Genomic DNA, 22,149 nt, shown 5'->3' on the forward strand with positions numbered 1-22,149 from the left:
TGGTGGTGGTTATCGAAAAGAAAAAGGAAAGGGGAAGCGGAAGGAAAAAAGCTCAGCTGCCGAAGGTCGGTTCCGGCACGCCCTGTACGCCGGGCCGCAGGGCAAACACGCCGCCGGCCAACGGCTGGTCTGCTAGGTCGATGCCGCCGGGGCGGATCGAGGTGACGAAGAGCGTGTCGAGCGCCGGGCCTCCGAACGCGCACATCGCGGGCTTCTTCACGGGCACTTCGAGCGAGCGGTCCAGCCGGCCGTCGGGCGTGAAGCGGTGCACGAGGCCGGCGTCGTTGCCGCAGATCCAGTAGCAGCCGTCCACGTCGATGGCCGCGCCGTCGGGGCGGCCGGGCAGGGGCTTCATGTCGACGAAGAGACGGCGGTTGCTCGGCGTGCCGGTCTCGGTGTCGTAGTCGAAGGCCCAGATCGCCTGCACGCTCGGGTGCGAGTCCGAGAGGTACATCGTGCGGCCATCGGGGCTGAATGCGAGGCCGTTGGGCACGATGAGATCGTCCAGCTGCTGGGTCGCGTTGTCGCCGCCCTTGCCGTAGCTGTAGAGGCGGCCGACGCGTGCGCCAGCGGCCATGTCCAGCAGCATCGTGCCGGCCCAGAAGCGGCCCTGGCGGTCGCAGCGGCCGTCGTTGAAGCGCATGGCCGGTGCGGCGTGCGCGACGGGCGCGAGCGAGGTGGCTGCGAGCGTGCCTTCGGCCTTGGGCTGCAGCGAAAACAGACCGCTTTCCATGCCGGCGATCCATGCGCCGGGCTGGTCGGCGCGCGGCGCGATGCAGGCGATCATTTCATTCGCATGCCACTGCGCGTGGCCTTCGCTCGCATGCCAGCGGTTCAGTGCGCGCGCGGGAATGTCCACCCAGTAGAGCGCCTGCTCCGCGGCATGCCACACCGGGCTTTCGCCGGTGCCGTTGCGCGCATCGAGAACGAGCTCAGCCTTCATCGCCGAACGGGCCTTGCGCGGTGAAGGCGCCGCCCTGGTAGATGGCGTTCGGATCGGTCGGCGCCACCGGCGGCTGCGCCTCGACCTTGTCGCGGAACACCTCGGAGCCGTCCTGCGGCACGAAGCCCAGGTGCGCGGCAGCGCTGTTGTCCCACCACACGTCGCGGTTGGCCGACATGCCGTAGACGACGGTGTGCTTCACGTCGGGCGTGAAGAGCGACTTCTCGATCAGCGTCGTCAGGTCGCGGTAGCTGAGCCAGGTGCTCATCATCCGGCGGTTGAGCGGCTCGGGGAACGACGAGCCGATGCGGATGCTCACCGTCTCGATGCCCCAGCGGTCGAAGTAGAACTGCGCCATGTCCTCGCCGAAGGACTTGGACAGGCCGTAGTAGCCGTCGGGCCGGCGCGCCGCGTGCGCATCGATGTGCTCGGTCTGCTTGTAGAAGCCGATCACGTGGTTGGAGCTCGCGAACACCACGCGCTTGACGCCGTGGCGGCGCGCGGCTTCGTAGACGTTGAAGATGCCCTTGATGTTGGCTTCGAGGATTTCCTCGAACGGCCGCTCGACCGACACGCCGCCCAGGTGCACGATCGCGTCGCAGCCTTCCAGCAGCGCATGCACCGCGGCCTTGTCCGAGAGATCGCAGGGCACGACTTCTTCGCTCGCGTCGGCGGCCGGTGCCAGCGATGCGATGTCCGAGAGGCGAAGCACCCTCGCATAAGGCTTGAGCCGCTCGCGCAGCACCTTGCCGAGGCCGCCGGCGGCGCCCGTCAGCAGCAGCCGATCGAGCTTGTTGTTGGAAGCTTGTGGGGACATCGACGTTTTTTCGGGTGTGATGAAGGGTGAAGCGGTGGAATGCTTTCGCCGGAGCCGCCGTTACGATGCCGGGGCAGTCAGGTCGCAATACGTCACGAAACGGCCGTCAGAGCAATCCAGGTGATGAGTTATCTGTTGTCGTACAACTAATTGGAGATTATTATCGTGGCCATGGTCCAGACGACTGCGGGTAATCCCTTGGTAACCGATGCGGCGACAGAAGTCGCCGGTGGCGCCCCCTTCGTGGGGCGGCCGCGCCAGCGTGCCCGCGGTCTGGCGCACGGGCTGGTGGAAGACCTGGGCGAGAAGATCCGCAGCCAGTCGCTGCGCCCGGGCGACAAGCTCCCCACCGAGTCGGCCATCATGCAGGCCTATGGTGTCAGCCGCACCGTGGTGCGCGAGGCGCTCTCCAAATTGCAGGCGGGCGGGCTGGTCGAAACGCTGCATGGCGTGGGCACTTTTGTTCTGCAGCCGCGGCCGGGCGGGGTGTTTCGCCTCGATCCGGGCGAAATTGCCGCTTCCGTCGATGTGCTGGCCGTGTTGGAGCTGCGCATCAGCCTCGAGACGGAATCCGCCGGGCTTGCCGCGAGCCGGCGCACCGAGGAGCAACTGGTCGCCATGCGCCAGGCACTCGATGATTTCGAGCACAACGTGACGATCGCCGGCGACACCGTCGCGCCCGATTTCCGCTTTCACCTGCAGATCGCGCAGTCGACCGGCAACCCGTATTTCGCCGACATCATGCGGCACCTGGGCACCACGATCATTCCGCGTACGCGCATCAGCGCCATCCGCATCCAGGACGGCGGCGCGTACCTGAGCCGCGTCAATCGCGAGCACGAAGAAATCTATGCGGCCATCGCGCGCCGCGATCCCGAGTCGGCCCGCGCAGCCATGCGCATCCACCTGACCAACAGCCGCGAGCGCCTGCGCATGGCGCAAGAGGCCGCGCAGCAGCAAAAGGCGAAAGCCGAAGGTTCGGGCGCGGCTGGCAAGGGCGGCGGCGACGCCGCTTCGTCCGACAACTAACCCCTTCGCGGAATTTTTTGGGACCAAGTCTGGACAACTTGTTTTTGTAGTTGTACGATGACTGATCTCTCGCTCTGACCTCGGGCGAAGCCATGGCACACATCGAACAACTGGAGGCATCCGCATGACCATCAATCGACGCGGCGCACTGGGCGCCGCCCTTGCCACGACCCTGGCCGCCAGCCTGCCGGCGCGCACCTTTGCGCAGAGCGGCGGCGGCAACTGGCCTTCCAAGCCGATCCGGCTCATCGTTCCTTATCCGCCGGGCGGCTCGTCCGACATCATTGCGCGCTCGATCAGCCAGCCGCTGTCGGACGCGCTGGGCCAGCCCGTGGTGATCGAGAACCGCGCGGGCGCCAACGGCAACCTGGGCGCCGACATGCTCGCCAAGGCCCCGGCCGACGGCCACACGCTCATGTTGTGCGACCTCGGCGCGCTGGCCATCAGCCCGTCGCTGTACCCCAAGCTGCCTTTCGACCCGACCAAGGACCTGCGCAGCGTGGCCATGCTGGCCTACTCGCCGCACCTCCTGGTGGTGCATCCCTCGGTGCAGGCCAATACGCTGAAGGAACTGGTCGAACTGTCGAAGAGGAGCGATTTCAACTTCGCCGTGACCGCCAGCGGCAGCACCGCGCACCTGGCCGGCGTCGAACTGCAGCGCAAGAGCGGCGCCAAGTGGGAATACGTGCCCTACAAGGGCGGCGTGCAGGCCGTGCTCGACACCGTCGCCGGCCAGACGCAGGTGCTGATGAACGGCATGCTCGCCACCTACCCGCATGTGCAGAGCGGCAAGCTCAAGCTGATCGCGGTGTCCAAGCCCACCCGCATGCCGTTGATCGGCAACGTGCCGACCATCTCGGAGCAGGGCGTTCCCGGCTACGAGTCGGGCACCTGGCAGGGTGTGGTCGCCGCGCGCGGCACGCCCGATGCGGTGGTCGCCCGGTTCAACAAGGAACTGGTCCGCATCATCCGCACCCCCGACATCCGTGCCCGCCTGGCAGGGCAGGGCGCCGAGGTCGTGACCATGAGCGCGCCCGAGCAGGACCAGTTCTTCGCCAAGGAGCGCGCGCGCTGGGCGCAAGTCATCAAAGAGGCCAACGTCAAGCTCGACTAGTCATGTTTGCCCCCCGGCTTTTCACTCGCTGCGCTCCGTGTAATTCGCCACCCCTTAAGGGGGAGGCGCGGCTCGCCTTGGGGCGGCCCGGCGGCGGCCGCCTTCCCGCTTTCTGAATTTTTCTCTTAACTATTTCCTGGAATTCCCGATGAACCCGCAAGAACTCAAGACCATCATGGGCTCCGGCCTGCTCTCGTTCCCGTTGACCGACTTCGACAGCAACGGCGACTTCAACAAGAAGGGGTACGTCGAGCGCCTCGAATGGCTGGCGCCCTACGGCGCGAGCGCGCTGTTCGCCGCGGGCGGCACGGGCGAGTTCTTCTCGCTGACCGGCGACGAGTACCCCGGCATCATCCAGACGGCCGTCGACACCTGCCGCGGCGTGGTGCCGATCATTGCCGGCGCTGGCGGCCCGACGCGCTTTGCCATCCAGTGCGCGCAAGCGGCCGAGAAGGCCGGCGCGCACGGCGTCCTGCTGCTGCCGCACTACCTCACCGAAGCCGGCCAGGAAGGCCTGGCCGCGCACGTCGAGGCCGTGTGCAAGAGCGTGAAGTTCGGCGTGATCGTCTACAACCGCGCGTCGAGCCGCCTGAAGCCCGACACGCTCGCGGGCCTGGCCGAACGCAACCCGAACCTCGTCGGCTTCAAGGACGGCGTGGGCGACATCGAGGCGATGGTCGCGATCTACCAGAAGATGGGCGACCGCTTCGCGTATCTCGGCGGCCTGCCGACCGCCGAGGTCTATGCCGCGGCCTACAAGGCCATGGGCACGCCGGTGTACTCGTCGGCCGTCTTCAACTTCATCCCCAAGACGGCGATGGACTTCTATCACGCGGTCGCCAACGACGACATGGCCACGCAGCACCGCCTGCTGAAGAACTTCTTCATGCCCTACCTCGAGCTGCGCAACCGCACGCCGGGCTACGCAGTGAGCATCGTCAAGGCCGGCGCCAAGATCGTCGGCCACGACGCGGGCCCGGTGCGCGCACCGCTCACCGACCTCAAGCCCGCCGAGATGGAAGAGCTGAAGGCGCTGATCGCCACGCTCGGCCCACAGTAAGAAGCCTCGGAAGTTTCGCTTTGCCGTCGACGACACCAATTCACAACAACAGGAGATAACGACATGCTCATCAAGAAACTCTTCCTCATCGCCGCTTCGGCCATCGTGTTCACCGGCTGCGCCATGATGCCCGCGGGCGGTGGCGCGTCGGACCAGGCGTCGGTGGCCGCGGCCGCCGAGCGCCTGCGCATCGCCATGGTCGACCCGACCGCCGCCGCGCTCGGCGCGCTGGTGGCCGACGACCTGAGCTACGGCCACTCGGGCGGCAAGGTCGACACCAAGGCCAGCTTCATCAGCGACCTGCTCGACGGCAAGTCGGACTTCGTGACGATCACGATCACCGAGCAGACCATCAAGGTGGTCGATGCCAACACGGCCATCGTGCGCCACTCGCTTGCGGCCGACACCAACGACTCGGGCAAGCCCGGCAAGGTCGCGCTGAAGATCCTCGGTGTCTGGCAGAAGCAGGGCGGCAACTGGAAGCTGCTCGCGCGCCAGGCTGTTCGCCTTCCCTCCTGATCGGGAGCAACGGATGAAGAGACGAGAGCTTCTTGCGACGGGCCTCGTGCTCGCCGCCACCGCGATGCTGCCCCTGCATGCCTCGGCGCAAGCCGACGCATGGCCGCAGCAGAAACCCGTGACCATCATCGTGCCGTTCCCCGCCGGCGGCTCCACCGACATGGTGGCGCGCGCGCTGGCGCTGCAACTGCAGACCAGGCTCGGCGGCAGCTTCGTCGTCGACAACCGCCCGGGCGCCACGGGCACCATCGGCACCGGCTTCGTCAGGCGCGCACTGCCTGACGGCTACACGCTGCTGGTGTCGTCGCTCGGCGCCTTCGTCGTCACGCCGCACCTGCAGAAGAGCGTGCCCTACGACGCGACGAAGGACTTCGACTACATCAGCGTGCCCGTGCAGGCGCCCAACGTGCTCGTCGCGAATGTCGCGCGGCCCGAGCACACCGTGGCCGACGTGCTCGCGCTCTTGCGCAAGACGCCGGGCAAGGTCTCGTTCGCGAGCTCGGGCAACGGCTCCTCCGATCACCTGTCGGCCGAACTCTTCTGGCAGCAGACCAAGACCGAAGGCGTGCACGTGCCCTACAAGGGCGGCGCGCCGGCGGTGAACGACCTCTTGGGCAACCAGGTCGACTTCTCGTTCCAGAACGTGAATGCCGTGCTGCCGCACATCCGCGCGGGCAAGCTGCGCGCGATTGCCGTCACCGGCGACAAGCGCTCGCCCGTGCTGCCCGACGTGCCCACGCTGGCCGAGGCGGGCGTGAAGGGCGCGGAGGTCTATTCGTGGCAGGGCATGGCCGCGCCGAAGGGCCTGCCGCCTGCGCTGAAGAAGAAGCTGAGCGACGCGGTCATCGCCGCGATGCAGGACCCCGAGACGAAGAAGCGCATGCTCGACCAGGGCCTCGAAATCGTCGCGAGCACGCCCGAAGACTTCACCGCTTTCCAGTTGCGCGAATGGGCGCGCTGGAAGACATTGATCGACACCCGCCACATCACTGCCGACTGAGGCCCCAGCCCGAAGATGACAAGTCCTGAATCCGTTTCCAAAGTCGTGTCGGGCGCGCCCGTCGTCACCGGCATGCGCGTGGTCCCCGTCGCGGGCCACGACAGCATGCTGATGAACCTGAGCGGCGCGCACGGCCCGTTCTTCACGCGCAACCTCTTGATCCTGACCGACAGCGCCGGCCACACCGGCGTGGGCGAAGTGCCGGGTGGCGAGAAGATCCGCCAGACGCTCGAAGACGCGCGCGACCTCATCGTCGGCCAACCCATCGGCCGCCACAACGCGGTGCTCAACAGCCTGCGCAGCGCTTTCGCCGGCCGCGACAGCGGCGGCCGCGGCCAGCAGACCTTCGACCTGCGCGTGACCATCCATGCGGTCACCGCCGTCGAGGCCGCGCTGCTCGACCTGCTGGGCCAGTTCCTCGAAGTGCCCGTTGCGGCCCTGCTCGGCGAAGGCCAGCAGCGCGACGCGGTGCAGATGCTCGGCTACCTCTTCTACGTGGGCGACCGCACGAAGACCGACCTGGCGTACGAGACTGACCCGGGTGCGGACAACGACTGGTTCCGCCTGCGCCACGAAGAGGCGATGACGCCCGAGGCCATCGTGCGTCTCGCTGAAGCGACGCATGCGCGCTACGGCTTCACCGACTTCAAGTTGAAGGGCGGCGTGCTGCGCGGCGAGGAAGAAGTCGAAGCGATCCGCGCGCTGCACGAACGCTTTCCGAAGGCGCGCGTCACGCTCGATCCGAACGGCGGCTGGCTGCTGGCTGACGCGATCCGCCTGTGCCGTGACCTGCACGGCGTGATGGCCTATGCCGAAGACCCGTGCGGCGCCGAAGGCGTGTTCTCCGGCCGCGAAGTGATGGCCGAGTTCCGCCGCGCCACCGGCCTGCCGACCGCGACCAACATGGTCGCCACCGACTGGCGCGAGATGGTGCACAGCCTCTCGCTGCAGTCGGTCGACATTCCGCTGGCCGATCCGCATTTCTGGACCATGCAGGGCTCGGTGCGCGTGGCGCAGCTGTGCCAGGCCTGGGGCCTCACCTGGGGCTCGCATTCGAACAACCACTTCGACGTGTCGCTCGCGATGTTCACGCACGTGGCCGCTGCCGCACCCGGCAAGGTGACGGCCATCGACACGCACTGGATCTGGCAGGACGGCCAGCGCCTGACGAAGGCGCCGCTGCAGATCGAAGAGGGCTTCGTGAAGGTGCCGACGCGCGGTGGCCTCGGCATCGAACTCGACATGGCCGAAGTCGAAAAGGCGCACCAGCTCTACCTGAAGCACGGCTTGGGCGCGCGCAACGATGCGCAGGCCATGCAATACCTGATCCCCAATTGGACCTTCGACAACAAGCGGCCCTGCATGGTCCGCTGAGTGCCCGGTGCCTTTGCGCGTCGGCGGCTTCGACATCCCAGGAGACTGCATGAACAACCACATGGATCGCCGTCGCCTGCTCCAGGCGGCCGCCGGCTCGGCACTCGGCGCGGTGGCTGCCGCCGCGGGCGCCCAATCGTTTCCCTACAAGCCGCAGCAGCGCTACCCCGACCCGGCAGTGCTGATCCTCGATCCGAGCTTCGCCAAGTACCGCCTCTACAGCAGCACGCTCGAGCAGGTCGGCACGGGCATGCGCTGGGCCGAAGGTCCTGTGTACATGCCGCGCGAAGGCTGGCTGATCTGCAGCGACATCCCGAACAACCGGCTGATGCGCTACGAGGAAAAGACCGGCGAATTCAAGGTCCACAAGTCGAACGTCAATCACTGCAACGGCAATACGCGCGACCGCCAGGGGCGCCTGATCAGTTGCGAGCATTCGCTGACGCGGCGCGTGGTGCGCACCGAGCACGACGGACGCATGACCGTGCTGGCCGACCGCTTCCAGGGCAAGCGGCTGAATGCGCCGAACGACGTGGTCGTGAAGTCGGACGACACCGTGTGGTTCACCGATCCGCTCTTCGGCATCTCGGGCACCTGGGAAGGCGACCGGGCCACGCCCGAGCAGGCGACGACCAACGTGTACCGGCTCGCGCCCGACGGCCAGCTCTCGGCAGTGATCACCGACCTCGTCAACCCGAACGGCCTGGCCTTCTCGCCGGACGAAAAAAAGCTCTACGTCATCGAATGGAAGGGCACGCCCAACCGCAGCCTCTGGAGCTACGACGTGGCGGCCGACGGCAGCGTGTCGAACAAGGCCAAGCTGATCGACGGCGTGGGCGCGGCCGCGCTCGACGGTTTTCGTGTCGACCGCGACGGCAATATCTGGATGGGCTGGGGCTGGAACGGCGCGTTGGCGTCCGAGCCCACCGATGCCGGCAACGGCATGAAGGTCTATCAGCCGCTCGCGAAGTCCGAAGACCTCGATGGCGTCAAGATCTTCAACTCGCAGGGAAAGCCCATCGGTTTCATCCGCCTGCCCGAGCGCTGCGCTAACCTCACGTTCGGTGGCCCGAAGAACAATCGCCTCTACATGGCGGCCAGCCATTCGCTGTACGCCCTCTACGTGGAGTCCGAAGGCGCCACCTAGCCGCCGGACTTCAGAAAAACCATCACCGCAACAGACAAACAAAGGACATCGACGATGACTGAATTCAACAACCTCATCAATGGCGAATGGCTGGCTGGCAAGAGCTACAGCCCCAACGTCAACCCCAGCAACCTGGCCGACGTGCTGGGCCAGTACACGCAGGGCGATGCAGCGCATGTCGATGCCGCCGTGGCTGCTGCCACCGCAGCCTTCCCGGCATGGGCCACGGGCAGCATCCAGGCACGCTCGGACGCGCTCGACAAGATCGGCACCGAAATCCTCGCGCGCAAGGAAGAGCTCGGCACGCTGCTCGCGCGCGAAGAAGGCAAGACCAAGGCCGAAGGCATCGGCGAGGCCACGCGCGCGGGCCAGATCTTCAAGTTCTTCGCGGGCGAGTGCCTGCGTCTTTCGGGCGAACTGCTCCCCTCGGTGCGCCCGAACATCGGCGTGGAAATCACGCGTGAGCCGGTCGGCGTGGTCGGCCTCATCACGCCGTGGAACTTTCCCATCGCCATTCCCGCCTGGAAGATCGCGCCCGCGCTCGCCTTTGGCAACTGCGTGGTGCTCAAGCCCGCGGACCTCGTGCCGGGCAGCGCCTGGGCGCTGAGTGAAATCATCAGCCGCTCCGGCATTCCGGCCGGCGTGTTCAACCTCGTGATGGGCCGCGGCAGCGTGATCGGCGAGGCGCTGGTCAGCCACCCCGGCATTCATGCGATCAGCTTCACCGGCTCGGTGGGCGTGGGCCGCAACATCGCGATCCAGTGCGTCACCAACCACAAGAAGGTGCAGCTCGAAATGGGCGGCAAGAACCCGCAAATCGTCCTCGACGACGCCGATCTCGCGCAGGCCGTGGAGCTCAGCGTGCAGAGCGCGTTCTATTCGACCGGCCAGCGCTGCACCGCATCGAGCCGCCTGATCGTGACCGAAGGCATCTACCCGAAGTTCATCGAGGCGATGAAGACGCGCATGGCCAAGATCAAGGTCGGCGACGCGTTGGCGCAGGGCACCGACGTGGGCCCGGTCTCCTCGAAGTCGCAGCTCAACCAGGACATGGAATACATCGCCATCGGCAAGGGCGAAGGCGCCACGCTGGCAGCCGGCGGTGAACTCTTGAAGCTGGAGACCGACGGCTACTACATGTCGCCCGCGCTCTTCAGCGAATCGGCGGCCGGCATGCGCATCAACAAGGAAGAAATCTTCGGCCCGGTCGCGAGCGTGATCCGCGTGAAGAACTACGAAGAAGCGCTGGCCACGGCCAACGACACCGAGTTCGGCCTCTCCGCCGGCATCGCGACGACTTCGCTCAAGTACGCGACGCACTTCAAGCGCCACAGCCAGGCTGGCATGGTGATGGTCAACCTGCCGACGGCCGGTGTGGACTATCACGTGCCGTTCGGTGGCCGCAAGGGTTCGAGCTACGGCCCGCGCGAGCAGGGCAAGTACGCGCAGGAGTTCTTCACCACGGTGAAGACGGCCTACACGCTGGCCTGATCCGCAAAACCGTTCGGGCTGAGCCTGTCGAAGCCTCGCGCGGCGCTTCGACAGGCTCAGCGTGAACGGCTAGGGGCGGCGCGACTGCCTCATTGCGGAAGCGAAGATGGCGGTGCGCGTCGGCGACGGCGCATCGTCCACTCGATCAGTTCGAAGATCCCTTCGCTGATCAACGCCATCGCCGCAGCCGGCAGTGCGCCGGCCAGCAGCAGTTCGCGGTCATTCAGTGCGAGGCCGGTCACGATGCGCTCGCCGAATCCACCTGCGCCGATGAATGCCGCAATCGTCGCCGTACCGATGGCAATCGCGGTGGCCGTGCGCACGCCCGCCAACAGCGTAGGCAGCGCCAGCGGCAGCAGCACGAGCTGAAGGCTCTGCGGCGGCGTCATGCCGAGCGCGGTGCCCGCGAGCCGCAGCCCGTTCGGCACTTCGGCCAGACCCGTCACCGTGTTGCGCATGATCGGCAGCAGCGAGTAGAGGGTGAGCGCGATCAAGGCCGGCAGCGCACCGATCGCGCCGAGCATCGAAATCAACACCGCCAACAGCGCCAGCGAAGGCACCGTCTGCATCAGGCTCGCGATGCCGAGCACCACGGCACGCAGCCGCACATGCGAGAACACGAGGATCGCGATCGGCACGCCGATCAGGATCGCGATGCCCACCGACACTGCCACCAGCAGCAGGTGCTGGCGCGCGAGCTTCCAGAGGTCGGGGCCGAAGAGCTTGGCGGTGAAGCCGCGGCGGGTGTCCTGCGCTGGCGCCGCTCCTGTCTTGCCGGTGCCGGCGATGAAGTCGCGCGCGATCACGTCGAAGGGCACGCTCTGCAGTTCGGCGCGTGCGTTCATGGCGATCATCGCGTGCTCGTCGACCTTGCCTTCGAGCGTCTGCAGCGCGGCCCATGCTTTCGGCAGCCTCGTGGGCAGATCGAGCTTGTAAAGCACCACCGCGTCGTAGCGCGGAAAGTACCGCCGGTCGTCCTCCAGCACGCGAAGGCCCAGGTGATCGATCTTCGCGTCGGTGGTGTAGATGTCGATCGCATCGATCTGCTTGGCGGCCACCGCTTCATACGCCAAGCCATGGTCGAGGCCGGTCGGCGTTTGCGTGAACCCGTAGCGAGCGGCCAGGCCCTTCCAGCCATCGGCACGGCCGAGGAATTCGTTCGAAAGGCCGAGCTTGAGTTCGGGGTGCTTCGCAAGATCGCTCAGCGTGCGAAGCCCGAGCCGCTCCGCATCGGCCGCACGCACGGCCAGCGCATAGCCGTCGTTGAAGCCCAGCGGAATCGCCACGCCCAAACCCATCGGCGCAAGCGCTGCGTTCATCGCCTCGCGTGTGTCCGCCGGCGAGCCCTTGAGGATTTCGAGCGCGATGGTGCCGGTGTACTCGGCATAGAGATCGATGGCGCCCGAGCGCAGCGCTTCGTAGACGATGGCCGTGTTGCCCAGCCCCTGCCGCACGACGGGCGGCGACGCGGTATGCGGCGCCGCCGTCTGCGCGAGCAGCTCGGCGAGGATGTACGACTCGGTGAAGCGCTTGGAGCCGACGCGCAGCGCCTCGTCCGCGGCCTGCGCGGGGCCGGAGACCGCGGCCATCCAGGCCATCGAGAACAACAGGGCGGCGCGCCAGAGGCGGCGGGGCAGGTGCAGCATCGGGGCAGTGTATAGAGAACACCTCGTTCGGCGTACCCGCCGCTCTCCTACACGCCGTGGTGTGCGGAGCCGATGCATGCCAGGGCGCGCGCGGGCCATAGTGAATGCCATGAAGCCCAAGACCGCCAAGAAGAAATCGACCCGCACCTCGAAAGAGGATCTGCCCGGCCCCGACGTTCACGGACTGCGCGAGTTGCCCGGTCTGACGGTCGAGGGCTACAGCCTCCAGCTACGCGACAAGGACGGCTTCGTCGGCGACCAGGCCAGCCAGACGGCTTTCAGGGAACTGCTCGAACGCTGGCGCAAGCGCAGCCGCAAGAACAACGGCAAGGACCCGCTCGGCGGCCAGCACTCGCGCGATCTCAGCAAGCGCGAACTCGACCTCGCGTTGCAGGAAAAAAAGGAGTTCGACGCCGGCTACGTGATGCACGCGGCCGTCTCGGAATTTTCGGAAGAGCTGGCCTCGGTGATCCAGCGCTTCTTGCGCCAGCCTTCATGGCACAACGTGCAGCGAATCGTCGTCGGCGGCGGCTTTCCGGAGAGCCATGTGGGCGAGCGGGCGGTTCTGCAGACCGGGGCCATCCTCGAAGACCTGGGCGTCCATGTGCAGCTCGGGCGCCTCTCGCACAACGTCGACGACGGCGGCCTGATCGGCTGGGTGCACCTGGCGCCGCGCGAGATGCTCAAAGGGCACGACGCCATCCTCGCGGTGGACATCGGCGGCACCAACGTGCGCTGCGGCATCGTCAAGACCCGCCACCGCAAGGCGCGCGACTTCTCGCTCGCGAAGGTGGTGCGGCGCGAGAAATGGCGCCATGCGGACGACGAGCCGAACCGCAGCAACATGGTCGAGCACATCGCCGACATGCTCGAGGACATGGTGCGCTACAGCGAGCGCAAGAAGATCCGGCTCGCGCCCTTCATCGGCATCGGCTGCCCCGGGCTCATACGCCCCGACGGCTCGATCGCTCGCGGCGCGCAGAACCTGCCGGGCGACTGGGAAAGCCACGCCTTCCATCTGCCGAGCGCACTGTGGCGCCGCATGCCGATGATCGGCTCCGGCCCCACGCTGGTGCTGATGCACAACGACGCCGTCGTGCAGGGTCTGAGCGAGCTGCCCTTCATGCGCGACGTGCAGCACTGGGGCGTGCTGACGATCGGCACCGGGCTCGGAAACGCGAGCTTCACGAACCGGCGCTGAGCTCCTTCATCGACGGCACGCCGCCCGCGAGCGCCTTGTAAACGCACACCAGGTTCACCGAGAGCCGGCTCGTGCTCTGCGCCTGTTCTCGGCGCGCCTGCAGCAGCGCACGCCGCGCGTCGAGTTCGACGCTGAAATCGGTGAGACCGTTCGCATAGCGCGCATGCGCGAGCGTGAGCGCATCGTGGCTCTGGCGCTCGCGCTCGACGAGTTCGGCATGGCGTTGGCGCTCGGCACTGTAGGCGTTGAGCGCGGTGTCGATCTCGTGCCAGGCCTTGAGCACCATCTGCTGAAAGGCGACGGCCGCCTCCTGCTGCTGTAGCTCGCGCAGGTCGACAGTGCTGCGGCGGCGGCCGTTGTCGAAGATCGGCAGGCTGAGCGACGGGCCGACATGCCATTGCCGGCCGCCCCAATCGCCGAAGCGCTCGCTGCCGACCGACTCGTAGCCGAAGCCCGCGCCCAGCGTGACGCGCGGATAGAGATCGGCCACGGCCACGCCGACGCGCGCGGTGGCGGCATGCAATTGCGCTTCGGCCGCAGCGATGTCGGGGCGGCGCCGCGCGAGATCGGCGGGGAGGCCGAGCGCGAGGTCGGGCAAAGGTGGCGCATCGCCCGCGCTGTCGGTGGCAGCGTCCGCAAGTTCCGTGTTCAACCTGCCGGGTGGCGCGCCGATCAGCAGCGTGATGCGGTTCATCGCATCGGCCTCCTGCTGCAGCAGCGCTGGAATGCGCGCGCGCAGTTCGGCCAGCAGGGTGCGCTGGCGCACCGGGTCGAGGTCGGTGACGAGGCCGCCATCGGCGCGCGCCTGCACGAGTTCGAGCGACTCGGTGGCGGCCGCGATGTCGGCGCGCGCGATGCGCAGTTCGCGCTGCATGCCGCGCAGTTCGAAGTAGTTGCGCGCGAGTTCGGCCTGCACGCTGAGCTTGGCTTGCTCCAGCATCGCGGCTGACGCGGCCGCATCCGCGTCGGCGGCCTCTACCGCACGACGCACGCGGCCCCAGAGGTCGATTTCCCACGAGGCATCGAAGCCGGCCTGGTAGAGGCTGTAGGGCTCGCTGAGCGTGCGGATCAACTGATCCTTGTTGGCAACCGAGGAGCCCAGCGCATCGATCATCCGCGTGGCCGCGCCGCTCTCGCTTTGCCGTTGCCGCGTGACGCCCGCGCTCGCGTTGACCTGAGGGCCGCGCTGGGCGGCCGCGGTGGCGCGCTGCACGCGACTCTGCGCGAAGCGCAGCGCGGCGGTCTGCAGGTCGGGGTTGGCGGCGAGCACCATCGCCTGCAGCCGGTCGAGCACCGGATCGTTGAAGGCCTTCCAGTCGCCGGATGTGATGGATGCCGTCGCGGGCGCCGCACTGCGTTCTGCACCCAGCAACGTGGGCGAGCCGCCGTGCCAGCTCGACCAGTCCGCGGGCGTGCGCGGTTCCGAAGGCTTGTGGTCTGGACCCACGGCGCAACCGCCGATGAGAAGTGCCAGCGCGGCAGCGGCCACGGCGTTGCATGTGAAATGGAAAGTGAGAGGCATGAGGTGCTCCCGTTATCAGACGAGACGACTGCGAAAGAGCCAGGCCGCCAGCGGCAGCGTGACGACCGCGATGATCGAAAGCGGAATCAGGTTGTGCCAGACCGTGCCCAGCCCGACGCCTTCGAGGTACACGCGCTGCACCAGGTCGATGGCGAAGCGCAGCGGATTGGCCATGGTGATCACCTGCAGCACATGCGGCATGTTGCGCACCGGCGTGGTCAGGCCCGACAGCAGCATCATCGGCATCAGCAGCACGAAGGTGTAGAGCATGGCCTGCTGCATGTTGGCCGACACGGCCGAGATCGACAGGCCGATACCCACGCTCGCCACGGTGAAGAAGATGAGCCCGGTGTAGAGCGTGACCAGCGAGCCCGCCATCGGAATGCCGAACCAGAAGAGCGCCACCACGAGGATCAGCGATGACTGCGCGAGCCCGACCAGTACCGGCGGCAGCGCCTTGCCGATCATGATTTCGAGCGGCGACATCGGCGTGACCAGCAACTGGTCGAAGGTGCCTTGCTCGCGCTCGCGTGCCACCGAAAGCGCGGTGAGCAGCAGCGTCTGCAGCATGCTGAGCGCGGCGATCATGCCGGGCAGGAGGTTCCAGCGCGTCTCCAGGTTCGGGTTGAACCAGGCGCGCGATTCGATGACCAGCGGCACGGGCGGTGCGCCCGCGCGCGTGCGCAGTTCGGCGTTGTAGCGCTCGACCACCGCGCTCACGTAGCCGGCTGCCGAGCCCGCGGTGTTGGAGTTGCGCGCATCGAGGATCAGCTGGATGGCGGCGGGCTGCCCCGCGCTGAGTTGTCGCTCGAAATCGGGCGCGATCTGGATCACCAGCAGCGCCTTCTCGGTGTCGATCACCTCGCGGATGTCGCCCTGCGTGCGCAGCGTGGCCACGCGTTGGAAGACGCCGGTGCTGTCCAGGCGCGCAATGAGTTCTGTTGCCGCGCCGGTGCGGCTCTGGTCGAGCAACGCATAGGGCACGTTCGCAAGATCGTAGGTCGCGCCGTAGCCGAAGATGAGGCTCTGCAGCAGCGCGGGCGCGAAGAGGATCGTGCGCGTTGCCGGGTCCTTCAGGATCGCGAGCAGCTCCTTCTTGCAGAGGTTGGCGATGCGCAGCAGGAAATCGATCATCGTGTTTTCCTTCGCGCCTCAGTCAAGGCTCTTGCGCGTGACGGCGCGTGCGATCAGCAGCAGGCCGACGGCGTAGCACAGCAAGATCCCGCAGTTGCGCCAGATGAGCGGCCAGACGTCGCCCGCGAGGAACAGCGTCTTGATCAGGTCCATGAAGTAGGTGGCCGGCAGCGCATGGCCGATGACGCGCACGGCCGTGGGCACGTTGCGCAGGTCGAAGAGAAAGCCCGACAGCATCATCGAGGGCATGAAGGTCGCGATCAGTGCGATCTGGCTCGCGAGGAACTGGTTGCGCGTGACCGACGAGATGACCAGGCCCAGGCTCACGGCCACGATCAGGTAGAGCATCGAGCTGAACACCACCACGACGAGCGAGCCGTACATCGGCACCGCGAAGAGGAAGCGCGCGGCCAGGAGGCACAGCGCCAGCCCCAGCATGCCGACGCCGAAGTACGGAATGATCTTGGCCAGCAATATCTCGACCGGCCGCACCGGCGTGACGAACAGCGCCTCGAGCGTGCCACGCTCCCATTCGCGCGCCATCACCAGCGCGGTGAGGAAGGCGCCGACCAGCGTCATGATGAGCACGATGAGCCCCGGCACCAGGTACCAGGTGCTCGTGTTCGCGGCGTTGAACCACATGCGCTGCTCGACGGTGACGCTGCCCACGGGCGGCGCGTCGGCGCCCGTCGTGCTGCCGAGGCGGTCGGCCCGCCGCACGGCCGTCTGGGCGAGGGCGCCGCTCACGTAGGCGAGGATGATGGTCGCGCGGCCCGCGTCGGCGCCATGCACGATCAGCTGCACGCGCGCGTTGCCCGCGGCCAGCGCGCGCGAGAAGTCGCTCGGGATGCGCACGATGCCGTCGACCTTGCGCTCGCGCATCAGTTCCTCGGCGTCGTGCATCGAGCCCAGCAGTACCGGCGCGATGGTGGGCGAGAGCTGCAGGCCGGCGATGGCTTCGTGCGCCGTCGGCGAGGCGTCTTCCATCACCACGGCCACGGGGGCGTTCTTCACGTCCAGCGACATGCCGTAGCCGAAGATCAGGATCAGCACCGTCGGCAGCAGGATGCCGATCGCGAGGTTGCTGCGGTCGCGCAGCAACTGGCGGAATTCCTTCCGCGTGAGGGAGATGAGGCGTGACCAGAAGCCGCTCATGCCGTGGTTCCTTCACGCTGCTTCGCCGGGGTTTCCTTGCCCCTGCGCCGCGCCTTCTCGACGATGCCGATGAAGGCCTGTTCCATGTCGATGCGCTTGTCGCCGTCGTCGCCGTCCAGCGCCTGCGCGCGCACCTCGCGTGGTGTGCCGATGGCGAGCACCTTGCCGGCGTCCTGGATCACGATGCGGTCGCAGTACTCGGCCTCTTCCATGAAGTGCGTGGTGATGACGATGGTGGTGCCGCCTTCGGCCAACGCGGTGATGCGGCGCCAGAACTCGCGGCGCGCGAGCGGGTCGGCGCCGCTCGTGGGTTCGTCCAGGAACAGGATCTCGGGCTCGTGCAAGAGGCCGGTGGCCATCGCGAGGCGCTGGCGGTAGCCGCCGGGCAACTGGCCGCTGGGTGTGTCGAGTTCGCGTTCGAGGTCGAACTGGCGCAGCACCGTGTCCATGCGGTCGCGCAGCCGCTGCCCACGCTGGCCGTAGGCGCCGCCGAAGAACGAGAGGTTTTCACGCACCGTGAGGTTGCCGTAGAGCGCGAACTTCTGCGAGACGTAGCCGATGCGCTGGCGCGCCTCTGCGCGCGCATGGCGCAGGTCCACGCCGGCTACGCGCAACTGGCCGCCGCTCGCAGGCAAGAGGCCGCAGAGCATGCGGAAGGTGGTGGTCTTGCCCGCGCCGTTGGGACCGAGTAGGCCGAAGATTTCGCCGCGCCGCACCGAGAAGCTGGTGCTCGCGACGGCGACGAAGTCGCCGAAGCGGCGCACGAGGTCTTTCACTTCGATGACGACTTCGTCGGAGTTGCCCTTGGCGCGGTTCGCCGTCGCGGCTGCGGTCGTGATTGGCGCGGATGCTTGCTGCGTGCGCAGCAGCGTCATGAAGCCGTCTTCGAGTCGCGGCGGCACCGGCTCCGCGTGCGCGCCAGCCAGCAGCGTGGCGAGCGCCGCATCGTCCGTGTCCTTGCGACGGATGAAGTGCACCTCGCCGCCTTGCGGCACGGCATCGACGATGTCCTGCTGCGCATCGAGCAGGCGGGCCTGCATCAGGCGTGGCGGTTCGCCCTCCGGCGGCGCGGCGATGAAGCACAGGCCCTGTGCATGGTCGCGAATCTCAGCCGGCGTGCCTTGCGCGAGCAGCTTGCCCTCACGCAGCACGAACACATGGCTGCAGCGCTCGGCCTCGTCGAGGTAGGCGGTGCTCACGATCACCGACAGTTTTTCGTCGTCCACCAACTGCTGCACGATCTGCCAGAGTTCGCGCCTCGAGAGCGGATCGACGCCCACGGTCGGCTCGTCGAGCAGCAGCAGGTCGGGCGAGCGCACCAGCGTACAGGCCAGGCCCAGCTTCTGCTTCATGCCGCCCGAGAGCTTGCCCGCGGGGCGGTCGGTGAAGCGGCCGAGGTCGGTCATTTCCATCAGCCGCGCATAGCGCTCGCGGCGCTTGTCCTTCGAGACGCCGTGCAGGTCGGCGTAGAGGTCCAGGTTCTCCTGCACGCTCAGGTCGTCGTAGAGGCCGAAGCGCTGCGGCATGTAGCTGATGCGGTCCTGCACCGCCTGCGGGTCGGCCGACACGTCGATGCCGAGCACACGCAGCTCGCCCTGGTCGGCTCGCATGAGGCCGGCCACCAGGCGCAGCAGCGTGGTCTTGCCCGCGCCGTCCGGCCCGACCAGCGCGGTGAGCGTCCCCGCGGGGATTTCGAGCGACACGCCGTCGAGCGCGTGCACAGCTTGCTTCGACGACTTGAGCGTGAAGCGCTTGTGCAGGGAGCGTCCGGCAACCGCCGGCCCGGTGGCGGACATCAGGGCTTGCCGGTGGTGTCGGAGAACTGCAGCCGCACGGTGGCCGGCATGCCCAGGCGCAGGCGGTCCTGCTTGTCCTCGACCATCACGCGGATCTCGTAGACGAGGCTGCTGCGCAGCTCCTCGGTCTGCACGGTCTTGGGCGTGAACTCCGCCACCGAGGCGATGTAGCCGACCTTGCCGGCGATGGCCTCGCCAGGGTGGCTGTCGGTGCTCACGCTGGCGGCCTGGCCCGGCTTCACGCGGCCCAGATCAGACTCGGCCACATAGGCGCGCACCCACTTGGGATCGGTGATCGCGAGCGTGAACGCCGGACGCTGCGGCGAGGCCATGTCGCCGGGTTCGAGCAGGCGGGCGCGCACCACGGCGTCGATGGGCGCCTTCAGTTCCGCTTCGGTGAGCTGGTGGTTCATGAGCGCGAGGTCGGCGCGCGCGGATTCGAGCTGGGCCTGCGCCTGCGCGATGTCTTCCTTGCGCGGGCCGGTGACGACGAGTTGCCGCGCCTTGCGTGCGTTGTCCAGTTGCGCGAGGGCCACCTTGCGCTTGGCCTGCGCGCTGTCGAGGTCCTGCTGGCTCACCGCACGGCCGGCGGTGGTCTGGCTGATGCCCTGCAGGCGCGCGAGCTGCTGCTGCGCGAGGTCGGCATCCGCCTGCGCGCCGGCCACCTGCGCGCCGGCTTGCGCCACTTCCTCAGGGCGGCTGCCGGTCTTCAGGCGCAGCAGGGCCTGCTCCTGTACGCCGATGCGCGCCTGCGACTGCGCCACGCGCAACGCCAACGTGCGGGTGTCGAGCCTGCCGAGCACCTGGCCTGCCCGGACGTGGTCGCCTTCGCGCACCGCGAGCTCGGCCACGCGGTCGTTGGCGTTGAAGGCGAGCGAGACCTGGCGCACATCGACGTTGCCGTAGAGCACGAGCCGGTCGGACGGCGCGGCCGAGCGGTGGGCGTACCACCAGCCGCCGGCCGCGGCGAGCAGCAGCGCGACGACAGCGACGGCGATGAGAGGTTTCTTGTTCATGGCGTGTTTCCTGCCGGTTTGCGGACTCGGATGCGGCCGGATGTTATCAAATTCAAATTTGAATTTGAAGTTATTTTTCAATTCGATTAACCTTGGCCCATGGCCACCAGCTCTTCCAGTACTTCCGTGCGCGCGCAGCGCACCGACGGCAACACCACGCGCCTGCACATCCTGGAGACCGCGGGCCAGCTGTTCGCCGAACGCGGTTTCGCCGATGCCACGAGCAAGGAAATCTGCACCCGCGCCGGCACCAACATGGCCGCGATCAACTACCACTTCAACGGCCGCGACGGGCTCTACGAGGCCGTGCTGATCGAGGCGCACCGACAGGTGGTGAGCATCGACGAGCTGGCCAGCCTCGCCAGCGCATCGAGCGATCCGCGGCTCAAGCTGCGTGCGTTTCTCACGCACCTGATCGAGATGGGCAGCCAGCCCAAGGCGCCCTGGGGTTTCCGCGTGGTGCTGCGGGAAGCCCTGTCGCCGTCGCCGGCGCTGCCGATGATGATCAAGCGCGCGGTGCTGCCCAAGGCCAAGCTGCTGCGCGGCCTGCTCGGTGCCATCGTGGGATTGCCCGACGACCATCCGGCGGTGCAGCGCGCACTGCTGTTCACCGTGCTGCCGTGCATCGTGATGATGGTGGCGCCCAAGGACCTGAGCAACAAGGTGCTGCCGGCGCTGAAGGACACCCAGGCCCTGGCCGACGACCTGATGCGCTACGTGCTTGCCGGTCTCGATGCGGTGGCGAAGGAAGCCAAGGCCGCTGAGCCGGCCGAGTCCGTGGCAGCGCCGGCTAAAGCTGGAAAGCGACGGTAAGCAGCAGCCCCTCGGCCACGTCGCGCACGAGGCCCGGCCGCCGCGCGCGATACGGCTCCCCGGCCGAGGCGGTGGTGTCGATCCACTCGGCCAGCCAGTCGATCTCGTTCGCGCCGTAGAACACGACCGCCGCCTCGTGGTTCAGCAGCAGGCTGCGCAGATCGAGGTTGATCGAGCCGCACATCGCCAGCTCGTTGTCGACCACCACCGCCTTGGCGTGCGCCATGAAGGGCAGCATGCGAAAGCTCACGCCCGCGCGCGCCAGGTCGCGCATGGCGCGGGCGCGCACGAAGTCGGCCAGGCGATGGTTGGATTGCGCGGGCATCGCGATCGTCACCTGCACGCCGCGCCGGGCCGCCAGCCGCAGCGCATCGCGCAGGCCGTCGCCGGGCACGAAGTAGGGCGTGATCGCGAGGATGCGGTGCTCGGCGCGAAAGCACGCGTCGATCAGCAGCGCATGCGCCGTGTCCTCGGTCTGGTCGGGGCCGCTCGGCAGGAACTGGGCCATCGCGGTGCCGGGGGCTTCGAGCAGGTCGTCGCAGGTGATGGCCCGCGCCTTGCGCACGCGCACCGAGCGCCAGTCGTGATCGAACTGGCGTGCCGCAGCGGCCGCCACGCTGCCGCGCAGGTCGAAAGAAAGATCGCGCCAGGCCTCGGGGTGCTTGTCGTTGCCGGTGAAGTATTCGCCCGCGAGATTGCGCCCGCCCGACCAGAGCCAGCCGTCGTCGGCGATGGTGAACTTGCGGTGGTTGCGCAGGTTGCGCGGCCCGGTGCGGCGCAGGCTGAAGAAGGGACGGAACACCGCCACCTCGCCGCCCGCCGCGCGCAGCAGGTCGAAGTGATGGCGCGGCAGCGAGAGCGCGCCGAAGCCGTCGAGCAGCACCCGCACCTTGATGCCGTCCCGCGCACGCTGCGCGAGCCGTGCCAGCACCGCATGGCCCAGCGGGTCGTCGCCGATGATGAAGGTGCACACGTCGATGCGCTCGCGCGCGCCGTCGATCACCTCGAACAACGCGAGCCGCGCCTGCTCGCCGTCGGCATGCAGGCGCACCGCGCAACGCCCCGGCGGCGCGAGGCCGAAGCTCTCGATCAGGTCGGCCGCCCAGTGCCCCGGCGGCACCGAGCGCGGCGGCCGCGGCGAGCCGGCCGGGCGCAGCTTGCGCTGGCCGAACAGCAGGTAGATCGGGAGGATCAGGTAGGGCATCAGCACCAGCCCCATCACCCACGCGATGGCGGTGGTGGGGGCGCGCTGCTCGCGGCGCGCGCGCGTGGTCAGTACGTAGACCAGCAGCGCAAAAGTGACGACGAGGAAATGCTGCGAGGGAGAGGGCAGCCAGTCGAACGCAGGAGTCGGCATGGGGCCGATGATGCC

General features: G+C 67.7%; 19 protein-coding genes. 10 read left to right on the forward strand and 9 right to left on the reverse strand.

The genetic code is table 11. From position 1 onward, the window contains the following. Positions 1 to 52: 52 nt before the first annotated feature. Together VARPA_RS09515 and VARPA_RS09520 are read right to left on the reverse strand one after the other, a co-directional pair. The gene (locus VARPA_RS09515; protein ID WP_013540345.1) at positions 53 to 943 is read right to left on the reverse strand and encodes an SMP-30/gluconolactonase/LRE family protein; all 891 of its coding nucleotides are present in this window, start codon (positions 941 to 943) and stop codon (positions 53 to 55) included. Beyond that, positions 933 to 1,760, reverse strand: coding sequence for an NAD-dependent epimerase/dehydratase family protein (locus tag VARPA_RS09520; protein ID WP_013540346.1), 828 nt, complete (start codon positions 1,758 to 1,760; stop codon positions 933 to 935). Before VARPA_RS09520 ends, VARPA_RS09515 begins: the two co-directional genes overlap by 11 nt. Before the next feature lie 171 nt (positions 1,761 to 1,931). Between VARPA_RS09520 and VARPA_RS09525 the strand changes: the two genes are divergently transcribed. The 8 genes from VARPA_RS09525 (at position 1,932) to VARPA_RS09560 (ending at position 10,494) form a co-directional block, all read left to right on the forward strand. Next, on the forward strand, positions 1,932 to 2,789 hold the full coding sequence (locus VARPA_RS09525; protein ID WP_013540347.1) for a FadR/GntR family transcriptional regulator: 858 nt from the start codon (positions 1,932 to 1,934) through the stop codon (positions 2,787 to 2,789). 124 nt (positions 2,790 to 2,913) lie between these two features. Beyond that, complete coding sequence (locus VARPA_RS09530) at positions 2,914 to 3,903, forward strand: Bug family tripartite tricarboxylate transporter substrate binding protein (protein ID WP_013540348.1); 990 nt, start codon at positions 2,914 to 2,916, stop codon at positions 3,901 to 3,903. Between the two features lie 148 nt (positions 3,904 to 4,051). Further along, positions 4,052 to 4,963, forward strand: coding sequence for a 5-dehydro-4-deoxyglucarate dehydratase (gene kdgD / locus VARPA_RS09535; protein ID WP_013540349.1), 912 nt, complete (start codon positions 4,052 to 4,054; stop codon positions 4,961 to 4,963). A 63-nt stretch (positions 4,964 to 5,026) separates the two neighbouring features. After that, positions 5,027 to 5,482, forward strand: a complete 456-nt coding sequence (locus tag VARPA_RS09540) for a nuclear transport factor 2 family protein (RefSeq protein WP_013540350.1) — start codon at positions 5,027 to 5,029, stop codon at positions 5,480 to 5,482. Positions 5,483 to 5,495: 13 nt separating this feature from the next. Continuing rightward, complete coding sequence (locus VARPA_RS09545; protein WP_013540351.1) at positions 5,496 to 6,482, forward strand: Bug family tripartite tricarboxylate transporter substrate binding protein; 987 nt, start codon at positions 5,496 to 5,498, stop codon at positions 6,480 to 6,482. 15 nt (positions 6,483 to 6,497) lie between these two features. Continuing rightward, complete coding sequence (gene gudD, locus VARPA_RS09550; protein ID WP_013540352.1) at positions 6,498 to 7,856, forward strand: glucarate dehydratase; 1,359 nt, start codon at positions 6,498 to 6,500, stop codon at positions 7,854 to 7,856. 49 nt (positions 7,857 to 7,905) lie between these two features. Beyond that, positions 7,906 to 9,003 (forward strand): SMP-30/gluconolactonase/LRE family protein, encoded by a 1,098-nt coding sequence (locus VARPA_RS09555; RefSeq protein ID WP_013540353.1) that lies wholly within the window; start codon positions 7,906 to 7,908, stop codon positions 9,001 to 9,003. Positions 9,004 to 9,057: 54 nt separating this feature from the next. Beyond that, complete coding sequence (locus tag VARPA_RS09560; RefSeq protein ID WP_013540354.1) at positions 9,058 to 10,494, forward strand: aldehyde dehydrogenase family protein; 1,437 nt, start codon at positions 9,058 to 9,060, stop codon at positions 10,492 to 10,494. 89 nt (positions 10,495 to 10,583) lie between these two features. Here the strand turns inward: VARPA_RS09560 and VARPA_RS09565 are convergent, their stop codons facing one another. Further along, complete coding sequence (locus tag VARPA_RS09565; RefSeq protein ID WP_013540355.1) at positions 10,584 to 12,140, reverse strand: glycine betaine ABC transporter substrate-binding protein; 1,557 nt, start codon at positions 12,138 to 12,140, stop codon at positions 10,584 to 10,586. A 109-nt stretch (positions 12,141 to 12,249) separates the two neighbouring features. On the opposite strand from VARPA_RS09565, the gene VARPA_RS09570 reads away from it, so the two are divergent. Next, positions 12,250 to 13,341, forward strand: a complete 1,092-nt coding sequence (locus VARPA_RS09570) for an ROK family protein (protein ID WP_049794372.1) — start codon at positions 12,250 to 12,252, stop codon at positions 13,339 to 13,341. Here the strand turns inward: VARPA_RS09570 and VARPA_RS09575 are convergent. From VARPA_RS09575 to VARPA_RS09595, 5 genes are read right to left on the reverse strand one after another with little or no spacing between them, the layout of a single operon-like run. Then, entirely contained in the window at positions 13,325 to 14,863 is a 1,539-nt protein-coding gene (locus VARPA_RS09575; protein ID WP_013540357.1) for an efflux transporter outer membrane subunit, read from the reverse strand. The genes VARPA_RS09570 and VARPA_RS09575 overlap by 17 nt on opposite strands. 15 nt (positions 14,864 to 14,878) lie before the next feature. Continuing rightward, on the reverse strand, positions 14,879 to 15,997 hold the full coding sequence (locus VARPA_RS09580) for an ABC transporter permease (RefSeq protein WP_013540358.1): 1,119 nt from the start codon (positions 15,995 to 15,997) through the stop codon (positions 14,879 to 14,881). 18 nt (positions 15,998 to 16,015) lie between these two features. Then, positions 16,016 to 17,152, reverse strand: coding sequence for an ABC transporter permease (locus VARPA_RS09585; protein ID WP_013540359.1), 1,137 nt, complete (start codon positions 17,150 to 17,152; stop codon positions 16,016 to 16,018). Then, a complete protein-coding gene (locus VARPA_RS09590; protein WP_013540360.1) occupies positions 17,149 to 18,948 on the reverse strand; it encodes an ATP-binding cassette domain-containing protein in 1,800 nt (599 codons plus the stop codon). The genes VARPA_RS09585 and VARPA_RS09590 overlap by 4 nt, the downstream gene beginning before the upstream one ends. After that, positions 18,948 to 19,964, reverse strand: a complete 1,017-nt coding sequence (locus tag VARPA_RS09595) for an HlyD family efflux transporter periplasmic adaptor subunit (protein ID WP_013540361.1) — start codon at positions 19,962 to 19,964, stop codon at positions 18,948 to 18,950. Before VARPA_RS09595 ends, VARPA_RS09590 begins: the two co-directional genes overlap by 1 nt. A 99-nt stretch (positions 19,965 to 20,063) precedes the next feature. Between VARPA_RS09595 and VARPA_RS09600 the strand changes: the two genes are divergently transcribed. Further along, a complete protein-coding gene (locus VARPA_RS09600) occupies positions 20,064 to 20,777 on the forward strand; it encodes a TetR/AcrR family transcriptional regulator (protein WP_013540362.1) in 714 nt (237 codons plus the stop codon). Here VARPA_RS09600 and VARPA_RS09605 read toward each other — a convergent pair. After that, positions 20,755 to 22,134, reverse strand: a complete 1,380-nt coding sequence (locus tag VARPA_RS09605) for a phospholipase D-like domain-containing protein (RefSeq protein WP_013540363.1) — start codon at positions 22,132 to 22,134, stop codon at positions 20,755 to 20,757. The two genes, VARPA_RS09600 and VARPA_RS09605, sit on opposite strands and share 23 nt — an antisense overlap. Positions 22,135 to 22,149 lie beyond the last annotated feature (15 nt).

It is taken from the genome of Variovorax paradoxus EPS, from assembly GCF_000184745.1.
Taxonomy (GTDB): Bacteria; Pseudomonadota; Gammaproteobacteria; order Burkholderiales; family Burkholderiaceae_C; genus Variovorax; species Variovorax paradoxus_C.